The sequence below is a fragment of the Brevibacterium sp. CSND-B09 genome (genome assembly GCF_052906525.1).
The window spans coordinates 921978-937853 of sequence record NZ_JBREGI010000001.1 but is presented as its reverse complement, the minus strand read 5'-3'; the positions used below and the strand labels follow the sequence as shown (position 1 = coordinate 937853).

14 protein-coding genes are annotated in these 15876 nt (G+C 65.6%); 4 read left to right on the top strand and 10 right to left on the bottom strand.

Going from position 1 to position 15876, the window contains the following annotated elements; genetic code table 11:
* Positions 1-39 precede the first annotated feature (39 nt).
* Positions 40-801 carry a queuosine precursor transporter gene (locus ACU4IU_RS04540; protein WP_248284022.1) on the bottom strand — a complete coding sequence of 254 codons (762 nt, stop codon included), beginning with the start codon at positions 799-801 and terminating at the stop codon, positions 40-42.
* Positions 782-3355, bottom strand: coding sequence for a M3 family metallopeptidase (locus tag ACU4IU_RS04535; protein ID WP_446655966.1), 2574 nt, complete (start codon positions 3353-3355; stop codon positions 782-784). The genes ACU4IU_RS04540 and ACU4IU_RS04535 overlap by 20 nt, the downstream gene beginning before the upstream one ends.
* 97 nt (positions 3356-3452) lie before the next feature.
* On the opposite strand from ACU4IU_RS04535, the gene ACU4IU_RS04530 reads away from it, so the two are divergent.
* Complete coding sequence (locus ACU4IU_RS04530) at positions 3453-4523, top strand: AI-2E family transporter (protein ID WP_446655965.1); 1071 nt, start codon at positions 3453-3455, stop codon at positions 4521-4523.
* Between the two features lie 17 nt (positions 4524-4540).
* Here ACU4IU_RS04530 and ACU4IU_RS04525 read toward each other — a convergent pair whose 3' ends face one another.
* Positions 4541-4765 carry a hypothetical protein gene (locus tag ACU4IU_RS04525; protein WP_139469332.1) on the bottom strand — a complete coding sequence of 75 codons (225 nt, stop codon included), beginning with the start codon at positions 4763-4765 and terminating at the stop codon, positions 4541-4543.
* 58 nt (positions 4766-4823) lie between these two features.
* On the opposite strand from ACU4IU_RS04525, the gene ACU4IU_RS04520 reads away from it, so the two are divergent.
* Complete coding sequence (locus ACU4IU_RS04520) at positions 4824-5051, top strand: hypothetical protein (protein ID WP_446655964.1); 228 nt, start codon at positions 4824-4826, stop codon at positions 5049-5051.
* Here the strand turns inward: ACU4IU_RS04520 and ACU4IU_RS04515 are convergent.
* Positions 5029-5715, bottom strand: a complete 687-nt coding sequence (locus tag ACU4IU_RS04515; protein ID WP_420097409.1) for a GNAT family N-acetyltransferase — start codon at positions 5713-5715, stop codon at positions 5029-5031. The two genes, ACU4IU_RS04520 and ACU4IU_RS04515, sit on opposite strands and share 23 nt — an antisense overlap.
* A 176-nt stretch (positions 5716-5891) precedes the next feature.
* On the opposite strand from ACU4IU_RS04515, the gene adh reads away from it, so the two are divergent.
* Both adh and ACU4IU_RS04505 read left to right on the top strand, forming a co-directional pair.
* Entirely contained in the window at positions 5892-7415 is a 1524-nt protein-coding gene (adh, locus tag ACU4IU_RS04510) for an aldehyde dehydrogenase (protein ID WP_420097408.1), read from the top strand.
* Entirely contained in the window at positions 7415-7834 is a 420-nt protein-coding gene (locus ACU4IU_RS04505; protein ID WP_139469337.1) for a DUF779 domain-containing protein, read from the top strand. The genes adh and ACU4IU_RS04505 overlap by 1 nt, the downstream gene beginning before the upstream one ends.
* Positions 7835-7976: 142 nt before the next feature.
* Here the strand turns inward: ACU4IU_RS04505 and ACU4IU_RS04500 are convergent, their stop codons facing one another.
* The 6 genes from ACU4IU_RS04500 to ACU4IU_RS04475 are packed head-to-tail and all read right to left on the bottom strand — an operon-like array spanning position 7977 to position 15716.
* Positions 7977-9311, bottom strand: a complete 1335-nt coding sequence (locus tag ACU4IU_RS04500; RefSeq protein WP_446655963.1) for an alkylhydroperoxidase domain protein — start codon at positions 9309-9311, stop codon at positions 7977-7979.
* A 1-nt stretch (position 9312) separates the two neighbouring features.
* Positions 9313-10380, bottom strand: coding sequence for a putative FMN-dependent luciferase-like monooxygenase (locus ACU4IU_RS04495; protein ID WP_446655962.1), 1068 nt, complete (start codon positions 10378-10380; stop codon positions 9313-9315).
* Positions 10381-10385: 5 nt separating this feature from the next.
* Positions 10386-12080: a dipeptide ABC transporter ATP-binding protein gene (locus ACU4IU_RS04490; protein ID WP_446655961.1), complete on the bottom strand. Its 1695-nt coding sequence runs from the start codon at positions 12078-12080 to the stop codon at positions 10386-10388.
* A complete protein-coding gene (locus ACU4IU_RS04485; protein WP_373284079.1) occupies positions 12077-12937 on the bottom strand; it encodes an ABC transporter permease in 861 nt (286 codons plus the stop codon). The genes ACU4IU_RS04490 and ACU4IU_RS04485 overlap by 4 nt, the downstream gene beginning before the upstream one ends.
* On the bottom strand, positions 12934-14013 hold the full coding sequence (locus tag ACU4IU_RS04480) for an ABC transporter permease (protein WP_446655960.1): 1080 nt from the start codon (positions 14011-14013) through the stop codon (positions 12934-12936). Before ACU4IU_RS04480 ends, ACU4IU_RS04485 begins: the two co-directional genes overlap by 4 nt.
* Positions 14010-15716, bottom strand: a complete 1707-nt coding sequence (locus ACU4IU_RS04475; RefSeq protein WP_446655959.1) for a TIGR04028 family ABC transporter substrate-binding protein — start codon at positions 15714-15716, stop codon at positions 14010-14012. Before ACU4IU_RS04475 ends, ACU4IU_RS04480 begins: the two co-directional genes overlap by 4 nt.
* Between the last annotated feature and the right edge of the window lie 160 nt (positions 15717-15876).

Below are 15876 nucleotides of genomic sequence, written 5' to 3'. Positions count from 1 at the left end.
TCGCGAACGCGCGCCGGTCGGCTAAGGCGTCATTGAAATCTACGCTTCAGCCGCGTCGAGTTCGTAGCTGGGTTCGTGGCGTTTGACGAGCTTGATGACCCGGTAGGTCACGGGCAGGAAGATGATCTCGACGGCGACCTTGTAGACGAAGCCGACGATGATGTAGTTGAGGAAGTCGAGCCCCGGGATGACACCGGCGAAGGCGATGATGCAGAACAGCAGCGTGTCGACGAACTCGCCGACACCGGTCGACGTGAGCAGCCGCACCCACAGCTTCGACTCGCCCATGCGCTTCTTCACCGCCACGAGCACCCACGAGTTGAGCAGCTGGCCGACGAAGTAGCCGACGAGGGACGCCGCGACGATGCGCGGGTAGAAGCCGAGCACGGCGGCGAACGCGTCCTGGTTCTCGTACCCGGGCCCCGGAGGCGAGATGAGCACGAGCCAGAAGACGAAGGTGGCCAGGATCTGCAGGGCGAATCCGGTGATCACGGCTTTGCGAGCGGCTTTGAAGCCGTACACCTCGCTGATCACATCACCGAGGATGTAGGCGATCGGGAAGAGGAACGCGCCGCCGTCGGTGACGATCGGACCGAAGCCGATGACCTTCGTGGCCGAGATGTTCGAGATGATGAGCACCGCGCAGAACACGGCGAGGAAGACCGCATAATAGCGGCCCCGGGAGGAAGCGAAAGCTGCGAATCGTGCAGCCGAGGTGGTGGTGTGCGCCGGATCGGTGGTGCGATCCGGCTGCCCAGACTCGGACTCGGAACGCCCAGACTCAGGACTCTTCTGCGACAACGGTGATTTCCTTTCCTCCGGTGACCGTGAGCAGCTGCTCGTACGTCAGAGGCACCATCGAATTCGGTGTCCCCGCGCCGGCCCAGAGAACAGGATAGTCCTTCAGCGACACATCGACATAGGTCGGAATCGGCCCCGGATGACCGCAGGGAGCGACCCCGCCGATGACCTGCCCCGTGGCCTCGCGGACGAGTTCCTTCGACGCCCGGTCGAGGGAGTCGACGCCGATGAGTTCGGCGACATGTGCGGTGTCGACCCGGTGGGCGCCCGAGGCCATGATGAGCACGGGTTCGCCGCCGGAGGAGAAGATGAGGCTGTTCGCGATCGCTCCGACCTCGATGCCCAGCGCTTCGGCCGCTGCGGCCGCCGTCGGCGTCGAGCCGTCGAAGATCTCGATGCGCGGATCGATGCCCGCAGCCGCGAGATCGGCGGCGACCGCCTCGTGGTTGGGGTGATCCCACATCGCCGAGGCGGCTCCGGACTCGGTCTCGGTCGTTTCCTCCCCGTCGACCTCGGTCACGGGTTCCGCGAGGCCGCGACGGCGCAGCAGCGGGGCGACATCCGGGCGGGTGCCGAAGAAGCGTTCGATCGCCGCCATCGGGTCGACCGAATAGCCGGGGGCGAGGATCGCCTCGCGGAAGGCATCTCCGGCTTCTCGGTTGAGTCCGCCCTGGGACTCGAACCATTCGCTCACCCAGGCGGCGATGACTTCGGAGTAGAGGTAGGAGTAGTAGCCGGCCGCATACCCGGAGGCGAAGATGTGCCCGAAGTACGTCGACCGGTAGCGCGGCGGAACGAGCGGCGAGAAGCCGGCCGCGGCGAGCACCTCCGATTCGAAGGACAGGACTTCGGTGATGTGCTCTCCGGCCTCGAGCGAATGCCAGGACAGGTCGAGCATGGCAGCGGCGAGATATTCGATCGTGTCGAATCCCTGCCCGAACTTCTCCGAGGCGATGAGCGCGTCGACGAGTTCGGCCGGCATCGGCTCGCCCGTGTCGACGTGCTTGGCGAAGTGGGGGAGGACCTGCGGGTGGAAGCGCCACATCTCGTTGAGCTGGGATGGGAATTCGACGTAGTCGCGGGGGACGGCGGTGCCGGCCGTCGACGGGTAGGTGGAGTTCGCGAAGAGCCCGTGGAGGACGTGGCCGAATTCGTGGAAGAACGTCGTCAGCTCGGTCGGATTGAGTAGCGTGGGCCGGCCCGGACCGGGCTTGGCGAGGTTGAGCGAGAGGGTGACGACCGGCAGCAGCCCGGTCAGCCGGGAGGCCGGAACCAGCTGGTCCATCCAGGCCCCGCCGCGCTTCGTATCCCTGGAATACGGGTCGATGAGGACGAGCCCCAGGTGACGTTCGTTGACATCGGTGACCTCATAGACGCGGACGTCCTCATGCCAGGCGGTGACACCCTCGTACGGGGCGAACGTGATTCCGTACAGTCCGGTGGCGGCCCGGAAGACGCCTTCGGTGAGGACTGTGTCGAATTCGAAGTACTTGGCCACCTCGTCAGGGTCGATGCCGAATTCGTCGGCGCGGAACTTCGCAAGGTAGTACTTGACGTCTTCGGACGCGACCGTCTCGAGGCCGTAGCGCTCCTTGACCTGCGCAAGTTCCTCATCGAGTTGGGCATTCGCGGGATTGATGAGAGAGGAGACGATATCGGCAGCGGCATCGGGGTTGCCGGCCGTCTGATTGTCGATGGCGAAGGACGAGTAGGAAGGGTATCCGAGCAGATGCGCCTTCAGTGCACGCAGCGCCGTGGTGTCGGCGACCTGGGCGCGGGTGTCGCCGTCGCCGCCGCGGGATCCACGGGCCATCGAGTTGTTCAGCACGTGCCGACGAGTCTGGGCTGTGCTCAGGGATTCGAGCACGCCCTGTTGGGTGAAGTTGTTCAGCGGCAGCAGGTAGCCGTCGACGCCGCGTTCGGCGGCACGATTCGCCGCTGCCGCGATCTGATCGTCGTTCATCCCGGCCAGGGAATCGGCCTCACTGAGGTGGACGGCCAACTCGCGCGTATCGAGCTGCAGCGCGCGGGAGAAGGAGTTCTCCAAAGTGGTCAGTTCGGCCGCGATCGTGGCCATCTGCTCGCGTTCGTCCTCGCCGAGGCGGGCGCCCGCACGCACGAACTGATCGATGGTCAGTTCCTGCTGACGCTTGTCCTCGGGGTTGAGGTCGGAGACCGAAACCTGCTCGATGCGGTGGAAGAGGTCGACGTTCAGCAGGATCTCGGTCTCGGTGGCCGACAGGAGCTCCCAGGTCTCGGAGATGGCGTCGGTGAGTTCGGGACGCAGATGATTCGACTCGATGGCTGCCGCCACGGAGGCGATGCGGGTCATCGGCACGGACGCGGATTCGAATCTCACCGTGGTGGAGAAGAACGTGGACTCGGCGTCGTCGGCGATGATGGCAGCCACCTCGGCGCGGGCGAAATCGGTCGCCGTGCGAACCGCGGTCAGCAGCGTCTCCGGGGTGACTGCGGCGAAGTCGGGCAGCGAATAGTCGGACTGCGGGTCGAGGAACGCTTCCCAGACATCGATGCTGTTCGGATCTGCGCTCATTTTCTCGACGATTCACTTTCTGAAGCGGTTGGGGGTTCGCTCCGATCCTAACGTGAGTCGACCGACCAGTGCATGATCGCTGGTTACACTGGGTTCCATGGGCACTGGGCAGGGCAAGTCCCTCACACTCAACAGCGCGTTCCGGCTCGGTTTCACCGGCGCCCTGGGCGTCGGGTTGGCGATCGTGGTGATGACGGCGCTGCAGTCCGTGGCGACCGTGATCATCTATATCGGTCTGGCACTGTTCCTCGCTCTCGGTCTCGAACCGATCGTGCAGTGGCTCGTCGACCGCAAGGTTCCGCGGTCGCTGTCGGTGCTCATCGTCGTCGTGGCCTTCATCCTCATCGTCGTCGGCGTCGCACTGCTCATCGCGCCGGCCGTGATCAGTCAGATCCAGACGTTCGTCGCGGATCTGCCCGGAATCGTGGCGAACCTTGCCACGACCGGGTGGGTGACGGAGCTCGAAGAGCAATTCACCGGCGCGATCGACATCGATGCGGTGTTCGCCAACATCGCGGACTGGGCCTCGGATCCGAAGAATGTGCTCTCCCTCGGCGGCGGCGTCGTGTCGATCGGGGCGGGAATCCTCAGCTTCCTCACCGGGGTGATCATCGTCGTCATCCTCACCATCTACTTCGCCGTGTCCATGCCGACGATCAAATCCGCGATGTTCTCCCTGGTCGCAGCCTCATCGCGGCCGACGGTCGAGTCCGTCACCGAGGAGGTCACCCGATCCATCGGACGCTACGTCCTCGGTCAGGTGTCCTTGGGTGTCATCAACGGCGTATGCTCGGCGATCTTCCTCACCATCATCGGCGCTCCGCTGCCGGCGCTGTTGGCGTTCGTGGCGTTCCTCGCCTCGCTCATTCCCCTGGTCGGCCCGATCACCGGGGCGATCATCATCACCGCTTCCTGCCTGATGGTCTCGCCCGGGCTGGGCATCACAGCCGGAATCTACTACCTCGTGTACATGCAGGTCGAGGCGTATCTGCTCAGCCCGCGGATCATGAACAAGGCCGTCGACGTGCCTGGCGCCCTCGTCATCATCGCCGCGATCGCCGGCGGAACCCTCGGCGGTGTGCTCGGTGCGGTGGTCGCGGTGCCGGTGGCCGCCTCGGCGCTCATCATCATCCGCAAGGTCGTCGTCCCGGCGCAGGCGAATAAGTAGGAGCGGCTGGCCGACTGTCAGTCGTGGTCGTCGTGGTGGTCGGAACCGATCCGGGTGACGAGGGCGTGGATGATGAGCTTGACGATGAAATATGTGCCGAAATAGCCGACTGCTGCGACGACGAGCGTGACGAGCAGGTTGGACTCCCCGGTGCCGACCACCGACAGCGTGGCGAACACCGTGACGGTGATCGCCGCGAGATACGGGATCAGTCGGAGGACGGGGGACTCGGGCTCGCTCATGGGACTGAGTCTAGCAACGGGGTACCGGAGCATCGATGCGGAGTCTAGGGTGGAGCCCATGACTGAAGCCGACTGGAGGGCTCAGCGCGACGAGGCCGTGCCTAAGGATGTGCGGGCCCGAGGGGCGCAGCTGCTCGAAGTGAAGACCCTCGGTCCGTCGAAGGACGACCCGAACTATGCACGGACGCGACACTTCTACGAAAAGATGGGCTTCCTACCTCTGGAAGAGACCGACCTGTGGGGAGCGGACACGCCCTGCCTGATCATGGTGAAGCCGGTGGGGTGAGACTGCGGACGACTGTCCGCGCTCGCTGGAATTCCTGCACCATCGTCTGCTGATGAACGCGGCCGCCCTGCCAGCGGATGCCCGGAACCGGCGGGGTCGGTCCATGCACGCGGAAGCCCGAGCGTTCGAAGAAGCGCACCGCACCATGGTTCTCGACGATGGTCTGGAGGTGACAGCCGGGAACACCATGCTCCCGTAGCCGATCGATCCACGCCGCCATCAGCGCTGCCCCGGCACCCGTACCGCGTGCCTCTGGCGCGACGTTGATGTGCAGATGCGCCGGCCACCGAGGATCGAGGAGCTCGCCGGACGCGGGCCGTTTGCGCAGGCGGTCGCGGATCGCGTCCGCCGCGCTGCGGGCGAAGAAAGCAACTGAGGATGGCCGTCGCATGATCAATCGAGCCGAGATGGCGTCGCTGAAGAGCTTGTCCTCGCGGGGAAACTCTGCGGTGTCGAGACATCCGGCCAGATATCCGACCGGTCCCGACTGCGTCCATGCGAGCAGAACCGACTGAGGATCGTGGCGGAGATAAGGAGTCAGGTAGATCAAGGCTTCGGACTCCGGATCTCCCCACAGCGTGCCCGTGGGCGAGCCCTCTCCTGCGCGTGCGAAGAGCGCCTCGAGTGCGTCGCGATCTTCCGGAGCGCAGGGCCTGATGTCCACGCCGACAGTCTCTCAGATTCCGGGCGAATGTCACCTGCGAACTCCCTCAACGGCTATTGTCCGCGCCTGGGTTCCGACCTAAGGTGAGAGGACACGGACACATCCGCTCCGCGCCTCCGACCGCCATCGGACGAGGCACGTGTTGTGGGGTGGATGGACTCACACGAAGGAGTGTCATGGCAGTCTACTCAGCACCCGGTACCGACGGCGCGCTCGTCACGTTCAAGCCCCGTTATGAGAACTACATCGGAGGAGAGTGGGTGCCGCCGAAGGACGGCAACTACTTCGAGAACATCACCCCCGTCACCGGGCAGGCCTTCACCGAGATCCCCAGCTCCACCGCAGATGATGTCGAGACCGCACTCGATGCAGCCTGGGCAGCGGCACCGGCCTGGGGCAAGACCTCGGTCGCCGAACGGTCGAACATTCTGCTCAAGATCGCCGACCGCATCGAATCCAACCTCGAGATGCTCGCCGTCGCCGAAACCTGGGACAACGGAAAGGGAATCCGTGAACCCCTGGCAGCAGACCTCCCGCTGGCCGTCGACCACTTCCGCTACTTCGCCTCAGCCATCCGGGCGCAGGAAGGCGGCATCTCACAGATCGACGACGACACCGTCGCCTACCACTTCCACGAGCCCCTCGGCGTGGTCGGACAGATCATTCCCTGGAACTTCCCCCTGCTCATGGCCACATGGAAGCTCGCACCGGCGCTCGCCGCCGGCAACTGCGTCGTCCTCAAACCTGCCGAGCAGACTCCGGCGTCGATCCTCGTCCTCGCCGAACTCATCGGCGATCTGCTGCCTCCCGGCGTCCTCAACATCATCAACGGATTCGGCGTCGAAGCCGGCAAACCGCTGGCGTCGAACAAACGCATCCGCAAGATCGCCTTCACCGGAGAGACGACGACCGGTCGCCTGATCATGCAGTACGCCTCGCAGAACATCATCCCGGTCACCCTCGAGCTCGGCGGCAAGTCACCGAACATCTTCTTCGACGACGTCATGGCCGCCGACGACAGCTTCAGAGACAAGGCGCTCGAAGGCTTCGCGATGTTCGCTCTCAACCAGGGCGAGGTCTGCACCTGCCCGTCGCGTGCACTCGTCCAGGACTCGATCTTCGACGACTTCGTCGCCGCTGGCGTCGAACGCGTCCGCTCCATCAAGCAGGGCAACCCGCTCGACACCGACACCCAGGTCGGCGCACAGGCCTCGAACGACCAGTTCGAGAAGATCATGTCCTATCTGAAGATCGGCAAGGATGAAGGCGCCGAGGTGCTCATCGGCGGCGACAAAGCCGAACTCGACGGTGACCTTGCCGGCGGCTTCTACGTCCAGCCGACGATCTTCAAGGGCACGAACAAGATGCGCATCTTCCAGGAGGAGATCTTCGGACCCGTCGTGGCCCTGACCTCGTTCTCCGACTACGCCGACGCGATCGCCACAGCCAATGACACGCTCTACGGCCTCGGCGCCGGAGTCTGGGCCCGCACCGGCAACACCGCCTACCGAGCTGGACGCGACATCCAGGCCGGACGCGTCTGGGTGAACAACTACCACGCCTACCCGGCCCACGCCGCGTTCGGCGGATACAAGTCCTCGGGCATCGGACGTGAGAACCACAAGATGATGCTCGACCACTACCAGCAGACGAAGAACCTGCTGGTCAGCTACTCCGAAAATGCACAAGGATTCTTCTGATGAGTGAAACAGCCGAAACAGCCGCTCTCGAATCGACACCGACGATCGAGGGCGAAGAGAAATCGCGAGTGGCGATGACTCAGGCCGCCATCGACCTGCTCGCCGACCTCGTCGACAAACACGGACAGCTCATGTTCCACCAGTCCGGTGGCTGCTGTGACGGCTCGTCGCCCATGTGCTTCCCCGAAGGCGACTTCCTCACCTCGGAAGCCGATGTGCTGCTCGGCCACTTCGACCTGCCCATCGACGATGCCGAGAAGGCCGGACTGGACTTCTGGATGTCGACGGAGCAGTTCGAGTACTGGAAGCACACACATCTGACGATCGATGTGGTGCCGGGACGGGGGAGCGGCTTCAGCGTCGAATCACCGACGGGAAACCGCTTCATCATCCGCTCGACGCTCATGGACGTCGGCTGAGACGAGGCGTGGCCGGGTAGCCGGCGCAGCTGATGCCCGATTGTGTGGTCGATCCACGGCGTTTCCGCGAGGAAATCGACGCGGATCGACCACACAATCGACGCCGTAGGACGCATGCAGCCACCGCGCCTGCGAGAAGAGGTCACTTCCCGGCGTTCAGCACCTCGGGTTCGCCGAGGGAGAGCATCAGTCGGTTCGCCCAGTTGAAGAAGGCGGCACAGCTGAGTGCGTCGATGATGTCGCCGTCGTCGAGACCCGCCGCACGCAGCTGCTCGACGTGTGCGACGCCGAAGGACTGCGGGGTCAGGGTCAGCGCCACCGAGGCATCGACGACGGCATCCCACACCTGATCACCGAGGTGGCTCTTCGTGCCGATTCCCTCGTCGAGGAGGCACTGGACGACGTCACGACGCCCGGATTCCTCGGTGGCCCGATCGGCGTGGACCGACGCACAGAACAGGCACCCGTTGAGCCGCGAGGCCGCTGTCGCGGCGAGTTCGCGTTCGGCCCGGCCGAGCCCGTCGGTGGTGTTGAAGAAGATGTCGAAGTCGGTCAGGGTCCGTGCCTTGAGTGCGGCAGGATCCCTCGCCAGCAGCCGGAAGTACGGGTTCTTCGCCCGTCCGGCCTCGATGAGGGCATCCCGTTGGTCATCGCCGAGGTCCAACTCGGCGACGGGAGCGATCCACGGCACCCACCCGAGGCCACCTTGCTGGAACAGCTTCGGGCGGTGGAGATTCGGATACGTCTTCACCCTGTCGCCGACGGCCTGCAGAGCTTCGTCCACTCTCGCCGAGGCGGGGCCGTCGTCGGCATCGTCCGTCTCGTTCGCGGATTCGCCTTCCGACCGGTCCGCCTGGTGCGGTTGAGTATCCGCGGTCGCTGAGGCCGCATCGGTGAGCGCGGTGAGTCCGGTGCTGATGCGGATCTGGAAGTTGAGGAACGACACGAGCTGAGCGAGAGTGACGATGCCGTCCTCGTCCCATCCCGCCTCGAGCAGAAGCGCGAGGTGACCCGGGCGGCTGTCGCGCGGATGGAGAACGAGAAGATGAGCGAATTCGAGTCCTGCCGTCAGCTTCTCACCGAGTCTCTCCGCCGTCGCCTCGGCGGCAGTCAGCCACGGCCCGGGAACGTTCTCTTCGGCCAACGCCGTGGATTCGAAGATTCCGTAGGGACCAGCTGTGCCGGCAGGCGAGGTCGCCTCGTCGAGGAGTTCGGCGACCGCCCAGGACACGGACTCGTCTTCGTCACGCAGGAGATCACGGTAGAACTCCTCGGCCCGAGTCGAACCGAGCAGACCCGCGGTGAACGCGGCGACCGCATAACGGTCGCGGAAGCTCACGCTCTTCGGATCAGCGGGTTCGAGCAGAGCCTCGAAACTCAGCTGCGCGTTCTCCTTCGCCTGCGCCCGGTGGCCGCGCAGCTCATCGAGAGGATCGTTCGCCGCGATTCCGGCGAGGAGGTTGATGATATCTGCCATCTCAGTGCACCTTCTCCTTGGTCACGGAGAACCCGAGGGCGGGTGCCACCTCGGTGGCCAGCAGTTCGATGGACCGCAGAGCGGTCTCGTTCGTCGCCGGAACCGAGTGCACCTGGAAGCTGACGTCGGTGGCACGATCGAGGACGCGGTCATGCTGCAGACGTTCGCTCACCTGCTCGGGCGTGCCGAGGTAGGTGTCGGTGGCGACGAGGAGCTCATCGAGGCTCAGTCCGGAGGTGTCATAGCCGACGAGGCGGTCGGCCTCGGCCCGCAGCGCTGGCTCGGTGATCTCGCGCAGCCGGGACAGATCCTCGGCATCGGCGACCACGGCGGTACGAGAGGCGAGGATACGCGGTTCGGTCCCCTCGGGCAGCTGGGAGAGATAGGTATCGATGACCGGCAGCTGCACCTCGTCGAGGAGTGCCGCCGGATTGTCCTGGGGACGCGGCTGAGTCCGCGAGAGCATGAGACCGTCACCGGCAGCGCCTGCCGCACCGGCTCCGCCGGCGGAGAACGTCGCCTGCCACAGTCGTCGCTCGAGGCTCGGACGCTGCCCATCGGGAGCGGGGTAGAGACCATGGTCGGTGGGCAGCCGGTCGCCTGAGAACAGTGTGCGCAGGGTCGCGAGATTGTCGGCGAAGACCTCACGACGCTCATCGAAGCTCGTGCCGAAGGCGGGGAACGACTTCGGGTTCCCGCCCGAGCCCAGACCGATCTCGAGGCGACCGCCGGAGAGCTCGTCGAGGACGGCGGCGTCTTCGGCCACGCGCACGGCATTCTCCATCGGCAGGGTGATGATCGCGGTGCCCAGAGAGATTCGGGTGGTACGGGCGGCGGCGTGGGAGAGGAAGACGAGCGGGGACGGCAGCCCGCCCTCGGCCGCGGAGAAGTGATGCTGGGCGACCCAGGCCGAATGGAAGCCGAAGTCCTCGGCCGCCTCGATCTGTTCGAGGGCGAAGCGATAGCGGTCTGCGGCGGGGGCGTCTTCGAGCAGGCGGGTGAAGAATCCGAGCTTCGGTCCGCCTACCTGAGTGTCGGTCGCCTGAGTGTCGGTGGGTTGCGGGGTCATGGTTCTCAGCTTTCTGCTGCTGCGGTGAGCAGGGTCGGGGTCGCCGGTCGATTGTTCGCAGGCGCTGCGGCGACCGACAGCGTCGCGGGACGGGGGATCGCCTCGAGCAGAGTGCGGGTATAGGCGGAGCGCGGGTGAGTGAAGATCTCTTCGGTCGCGCCGTCGTCGACGAGGTGTCCGTGCGACATCACGGACACCGTATCAGCGATCTGGCGGACGACGGCGAGATCATGGGTGATGAAGACGTAGGTCAGACCGAGCTCCCTCTGCAGCTCGTCGAGCAGTGTGAGGATCTGCGCCTGCACGGTCACGTCGAGGGCCGAGACAGCCTCGTCGAAGACGACGAGTTCGGGTTCGACGATGAGGGCGCGGGCGATCGCCACTCGCTGCAGCTGACCGCCGGAGAGTTCGGCGGGACGCCGATCGAGGAAGTCGGCAGGCAGCGCCACCCGGTCCATCGCTTCGGTCACGAGCCGCGGTCGGGAGGCGCGATCGCCGAGGCGGAAGTTGCGCAGCGGCTCCGTCAGCGTCGACCGGATCGAATGCTTGGGATCGAGAGCGGAGAACGGGTTCTGATGGACGAGCTGCACGGTGCGCCGGAACTCCCGCAGCCGCTGCCGTGAGGGACGACCGCGTCCGAGCTCCGCAGCATCGAAGTCACCGATGCGCACATGCCCGGACTGCGGGGTGAGGAACCCGGACAGCGCCTTGCCCGTGGTGGTCTTGCCCGAGCCGGACTCGCCGACGAGACCGTGCGTGGTCCCGCGCGCGACGGTGAAGTCCACACCCTCGATGCCGGTGATCCGATCATCCGTCCGGTCGAAGACATGGGTGAGCGATTCGACGGAGACGAACGGGTCTGTGGACTCCCTGGTCGCCTCGGCGCGGGCAGTTCGTGCCTTTGTCTGCAGTGCGGGAGCATCGGCGATGAGACGGGTGGTGTAATCGGTGGCCGGGTCGGAGAAGACCCGTCCGGCCGGCCCCGATTCGACGATGCGTCCGCCCTGCATGACCACGACCTCGTCGGCGCGTTCGCCGGCGACGGCGAGATCGTGGGTGATGAAGAGGATGCCCATCGCGGTCTCGGCGCGCAGTTCATCGAGAAGGTCGAGGACCTGCTTCTGGACGGTGACGTCGAGGGCGGAGGTGGGTTCGTCGGCGATGAGCAGGCGCGGGCGCAGCGCGATGGCAGCGGCGATGAGCACACGCTGCCGCATCCCACCGGAGAGCTCATGCGGGAACTGGTCGGCCCGCTTCTCCGGCTGGTCGATGCCGACCCGGTCCAGGAGCTCGACGACCTGGGCGCGAGCCTCGGCGCGGCCCGCGCGACGGTGGATGCGCAGCGCCTCGGCGACGGACTTGCCGACCGTCTGCAGCGGATTGAGCGAGGACCCCGGATCCTGTGGGACGTAGCCGATCTGAGATCCGCGCACACCGCGCCAACCGGAGGTGCCCAGGCTGAGCAGATCAACCTCGCCGAGGCGGATCCGCCCGGCCGCGACCCTGGCCGAGGAGGGAAGGAGACCGATGACGGCGTTCGCCGTCGTCGACTTCCCCGAACCGGATTCCCCGACCACGGCGGTCATCGCACCGGGACGGACCGCGAGATCGAGCTCGCTCACGGCCGGTGCCGCGGAGCCGCCTCGGTGGGAGTATTCGACGGACAGGCCGTCGATGCGCAGCAGTGAGGAGTCGGTCATGATGTCACCTTTCGCAGGGTGTTGCCGATCTGGTGGGTGGCGAGCACGATGGCCATGACCACGAGGCCGGGCAGCACTGTCAGCCACCAGGCGGTGGCGACGAAATTGCGGCCTTCAGCGATGATGAGTCCCCATTCCGGGGTGGGCGGCGGGGTGCCGTAGCCGAGGAACCCGAGCGTGGAGATCTGGAGGATCGCCGAACCGACCTGGAGGACCGCCAGCGAGAGCACGGGAGAGATCGAATTCGGGAGGATATGGCGAGTGAGGACGGAGAAGAAGGTGCCGCCGGAACCGTAGGCCGCGGCAACGAAGTCGCTCGTATTGATCTGCACCGCCTGTGACCTGGCGAGACGCGCGAACTGGGCGATGGCGGTGACGCCGACGGCGATGGCCGCGTTGATCGTGCCGAAGCCGAGGACCACGACGATCGAAAGGCTGAGCAGGATCGCGGGGATGGACAGCAGCACATCGATCAGGCGCATGAGCACATCGTCGATGAGTCCGCGCCGGGTGCCGGCGATGAGCCCGATCGTGGTGCCGACGATCAGCCCGACCCCGACGGCCACGAGCGCGGCCAACAGGGACTGGGAGGCGCCGTAGACGACTCGGGTGAAGGCATCCCTACCTGTCTGGTCGGTGCCGAACCAATGCTCGAGACTCGGTGCCAGCAGGGCAGGGGTGTCTCCGCCGTCGTTGGGGTCGAAGTGGGTGAAGAGCCCGGGAGCCAGCGCCCAGGCGACGGCGATGAGCAGAACCAGAGCGGAGACGATGGTCGCCGGGGAGAGCGCGGCGCGTGCCCGGCCGCCGCGTGCGCGTCGGGTCTCGGTGCCCTGGCCGCGGGTGAAGACGATGCTCACGAGTTCTTCTCCTTCGTCTCGTCATCCCATTCGAGGTCGACGCCGACGCTGGCCGCGGATGCCGTGAGAGCGCGACGCGTCGGTTCATCGTGGCTGCGCAGGGTCCTGCCCGCCGAGGCGGAGCTGCGTTTCGTGCGCAGCCGGACGTCGATGACGGGGTAGAGGAGGTCGACTGCGAGGTTGATGATGACGTAGCCGAAGGTGGCGATGACCACGACGGCCAGCAGGATCGGATTGTCCCGGTGGGTGACCGCTTGGGCGGTGATGAGTCCGATGCCGTTGCGGCCGAACACGGTCTCGGTGACCACGGCGCCGGCGACGAGTTCGCCGAAGACGAGCCCGATGATCGTCAGCCCCGGCAGCACCGCATTGCGGGCGACGGTGTGGACGAGGATCCACAGTTCGGAGGCGCCCTTCGCGGTGGTGACCTTGACGAAGCCGGAGGCCTGCACCTCGGTGATGGAGCGGATGAGCACCTGGGCGATCGGGGCCGAGAGCGGAACCGCCACGGTCAGGGTCGGCAGCACGAGCGCCTCGGCGGGGCCGGGATCGACGACGGAGACGACGCCGAGCTGGAAGGAGAAGACCTGGATGAGCAGGATTCCGAGCCAGAACACCGGGATGGAGATGAAGAGGCTGGGCACCGAGTCGAGGATCCGGCGCACCCGAGCCGTCGGCCCGGTGGACGGTCCGAAGGTGGCGAAGACGGCGATGATCACGGCGAGGACGAGGGCGGTGACGAACCCGGAGGCCGCGAGCACCGCGGTCGACGGCAGAGCTGCAGCGATGATCGTCGACACGGCCGCGCCTGTCTGAACCGAATAGCCGAAATCGCCGGTGAGGAATCCGGTGAGGCTGAGGACGTAACGCGACCACCAGGAGTCGTCGGCACCGGTGGCCGCACGGATCTCAGCGATCTGGTCATTGGACAGACCCAGCGCCGGATCGGCGAAGCGGGCAGTGACGCCGTCGCCGGGGATGAGGCTGAGCAGGATGAACGCCGCTGTGAACGCGAGCAGCAGCACGAGGATCGCTTGGCCCAGGCGCAGGAAGAGGTAACGGGTGTCGAGGATCATTTCTCTCCTGCCAGCCAGGTGCTGTAGAAGTCGGGCCGTCCCACGGGTTCGGTGGCGAAGCCGTGGACGCGGCGGCGGAAGGCGAAGACCTGCGGCTCTTCGAAGAACGGCAGCACATAGGCCTGGTCGACGAGGTAGTTCTGGACCGCCTCGGCGGCCTGCTGGCGCTTCTCCTGGTTCGGTTCGGACGCCAGCGTTTCGAGGAGTTTGTCGACCTTTGCATCGACCGAATCGTCGTCGGCGTCGGGGCGGTCGGCTCCGTTGAGGAAGACATCGCGGTTGACAGACGAGTAGTTCGAGCGCAGGTTGTCGAAGTCGGCGCGGGCGACCATGGAGTGGTAGATCTGCACGGTGTCGAGTTCGAGGGCGTCGAGGGTCTGCTTCGATTGGTCGCCGGGATTGATCGACAGACGCACGCCCACACGGCGCAGCTGCTGTTGGATGAGGGTCTGGACCTCGTTCGACCGCGGCTGCGGCAGAGCGATATTCACCGTCAGCGCCAACGGCTGCCCATCTTTGACACGGTAGCCCTGCCCGTTGCGCTCACTCCACCCGGCCTCATCGAGGAGGCGATTCGCCTTGTCCGGGTCGAAGTCCCACGACCCCGACTGGTCGACATACCCCATGGCGCCCTTGGCCAGCAGACCGGTGGCCAGCGGGTAGTTCGGGGTGAAGAGCTTGTCGACGATCTCCTGGCGATCGATGGCGGCGATGAGCGCTCGCCGGACGTCGATATCGGCAAGCAGGTCGTGGCGGAACCGGAAGTTGATGCTGTTGTTGATTCCGTTCGTCGCCTTCGCATAGAGGCGCAGCCCCTGCTCGGTCACACGGGACTCGTCCGGAGCCTGGACGTCGCGGACGCCGTCTGCCTGTCCGGAGAGCACAGCTCCGATGCGCACGGAGTATTCGTTGTTGGTCAGATAGTCGATGCCGTCGAGGTGGGCTCGGCCCTGGTGCTTCAGATGCGGGGGAGCCCAGTCGTAGTCTTCGCGGGCACGGACGGAGAGCTTCGTGCCGATGGTCTCGGCCGTGATGTGGAAGGGCCCGCAGGTGTGGATCTGCGTGGCTCCGCCCGGGCCGAAGCCTTCGGCGTCGAGGTCGAGAGTGGAATCGGCGAGCAGTCCTGCGTTCATCGTCGACGTCGCCTGCGCGAAACCGGGGGAGGGGGCGGAGAAGTGGAACCGAACCCGATGCTCGTCGAGGACTTCGCTGCGCTCGTAGTTCGAGATCTGCTCGGACACAGGCAGCGTGCGTGCTTCGTCGCCGAGACCGAACAGGTCGAAGTTCTTCGCCACATTCTCAGGTGTCAGCGGTGAACCGTCCGAATAGGTCACACCTTCACGGATGGTGAATGTGTAGGTCGTGGCATCGGCGTTCGTCTCCGGCAGTTCGGTCGCCAACCACGGATAGAGCTCGAGTGTCTTCGGATCCTGCCACAGCAGGCGTGCGGAGATGTTGTTCATGATCCCGCCGTTGGGGTAGAAGCCGACCGACGGCGGGTAGAGCAGGGTCCAGGTCTGGGGTTCGAAGTAGGTGAGCACTCCACCGCGGACGGGTTCGCCCTCGGCCAGCGAACCGGAGTCGTGAGGTGTGCAGGCGCTGAGGGTGAGCAGAGTGCCGAAACCGAGACCGAGGCTGAGGACCGAGCGGCGGTCGAGGCGGCGCTGAGTCAGACTCGCGGAGGCGGAGAGACGGTCCGGCATGGAAGAGGTCCTTCGGGCAAGTGGGATGGAACAGAGGGAGCTGAGTGTGATAGTTCAACAATATGCGGACATCGCAGGTGTCGTTGACGGCAGACAGAGGCGGTGTCCGGCGTGGAGCCCGAAGTGGATGCGCATGCCATGAGTAAAGCGCATCCGTGCA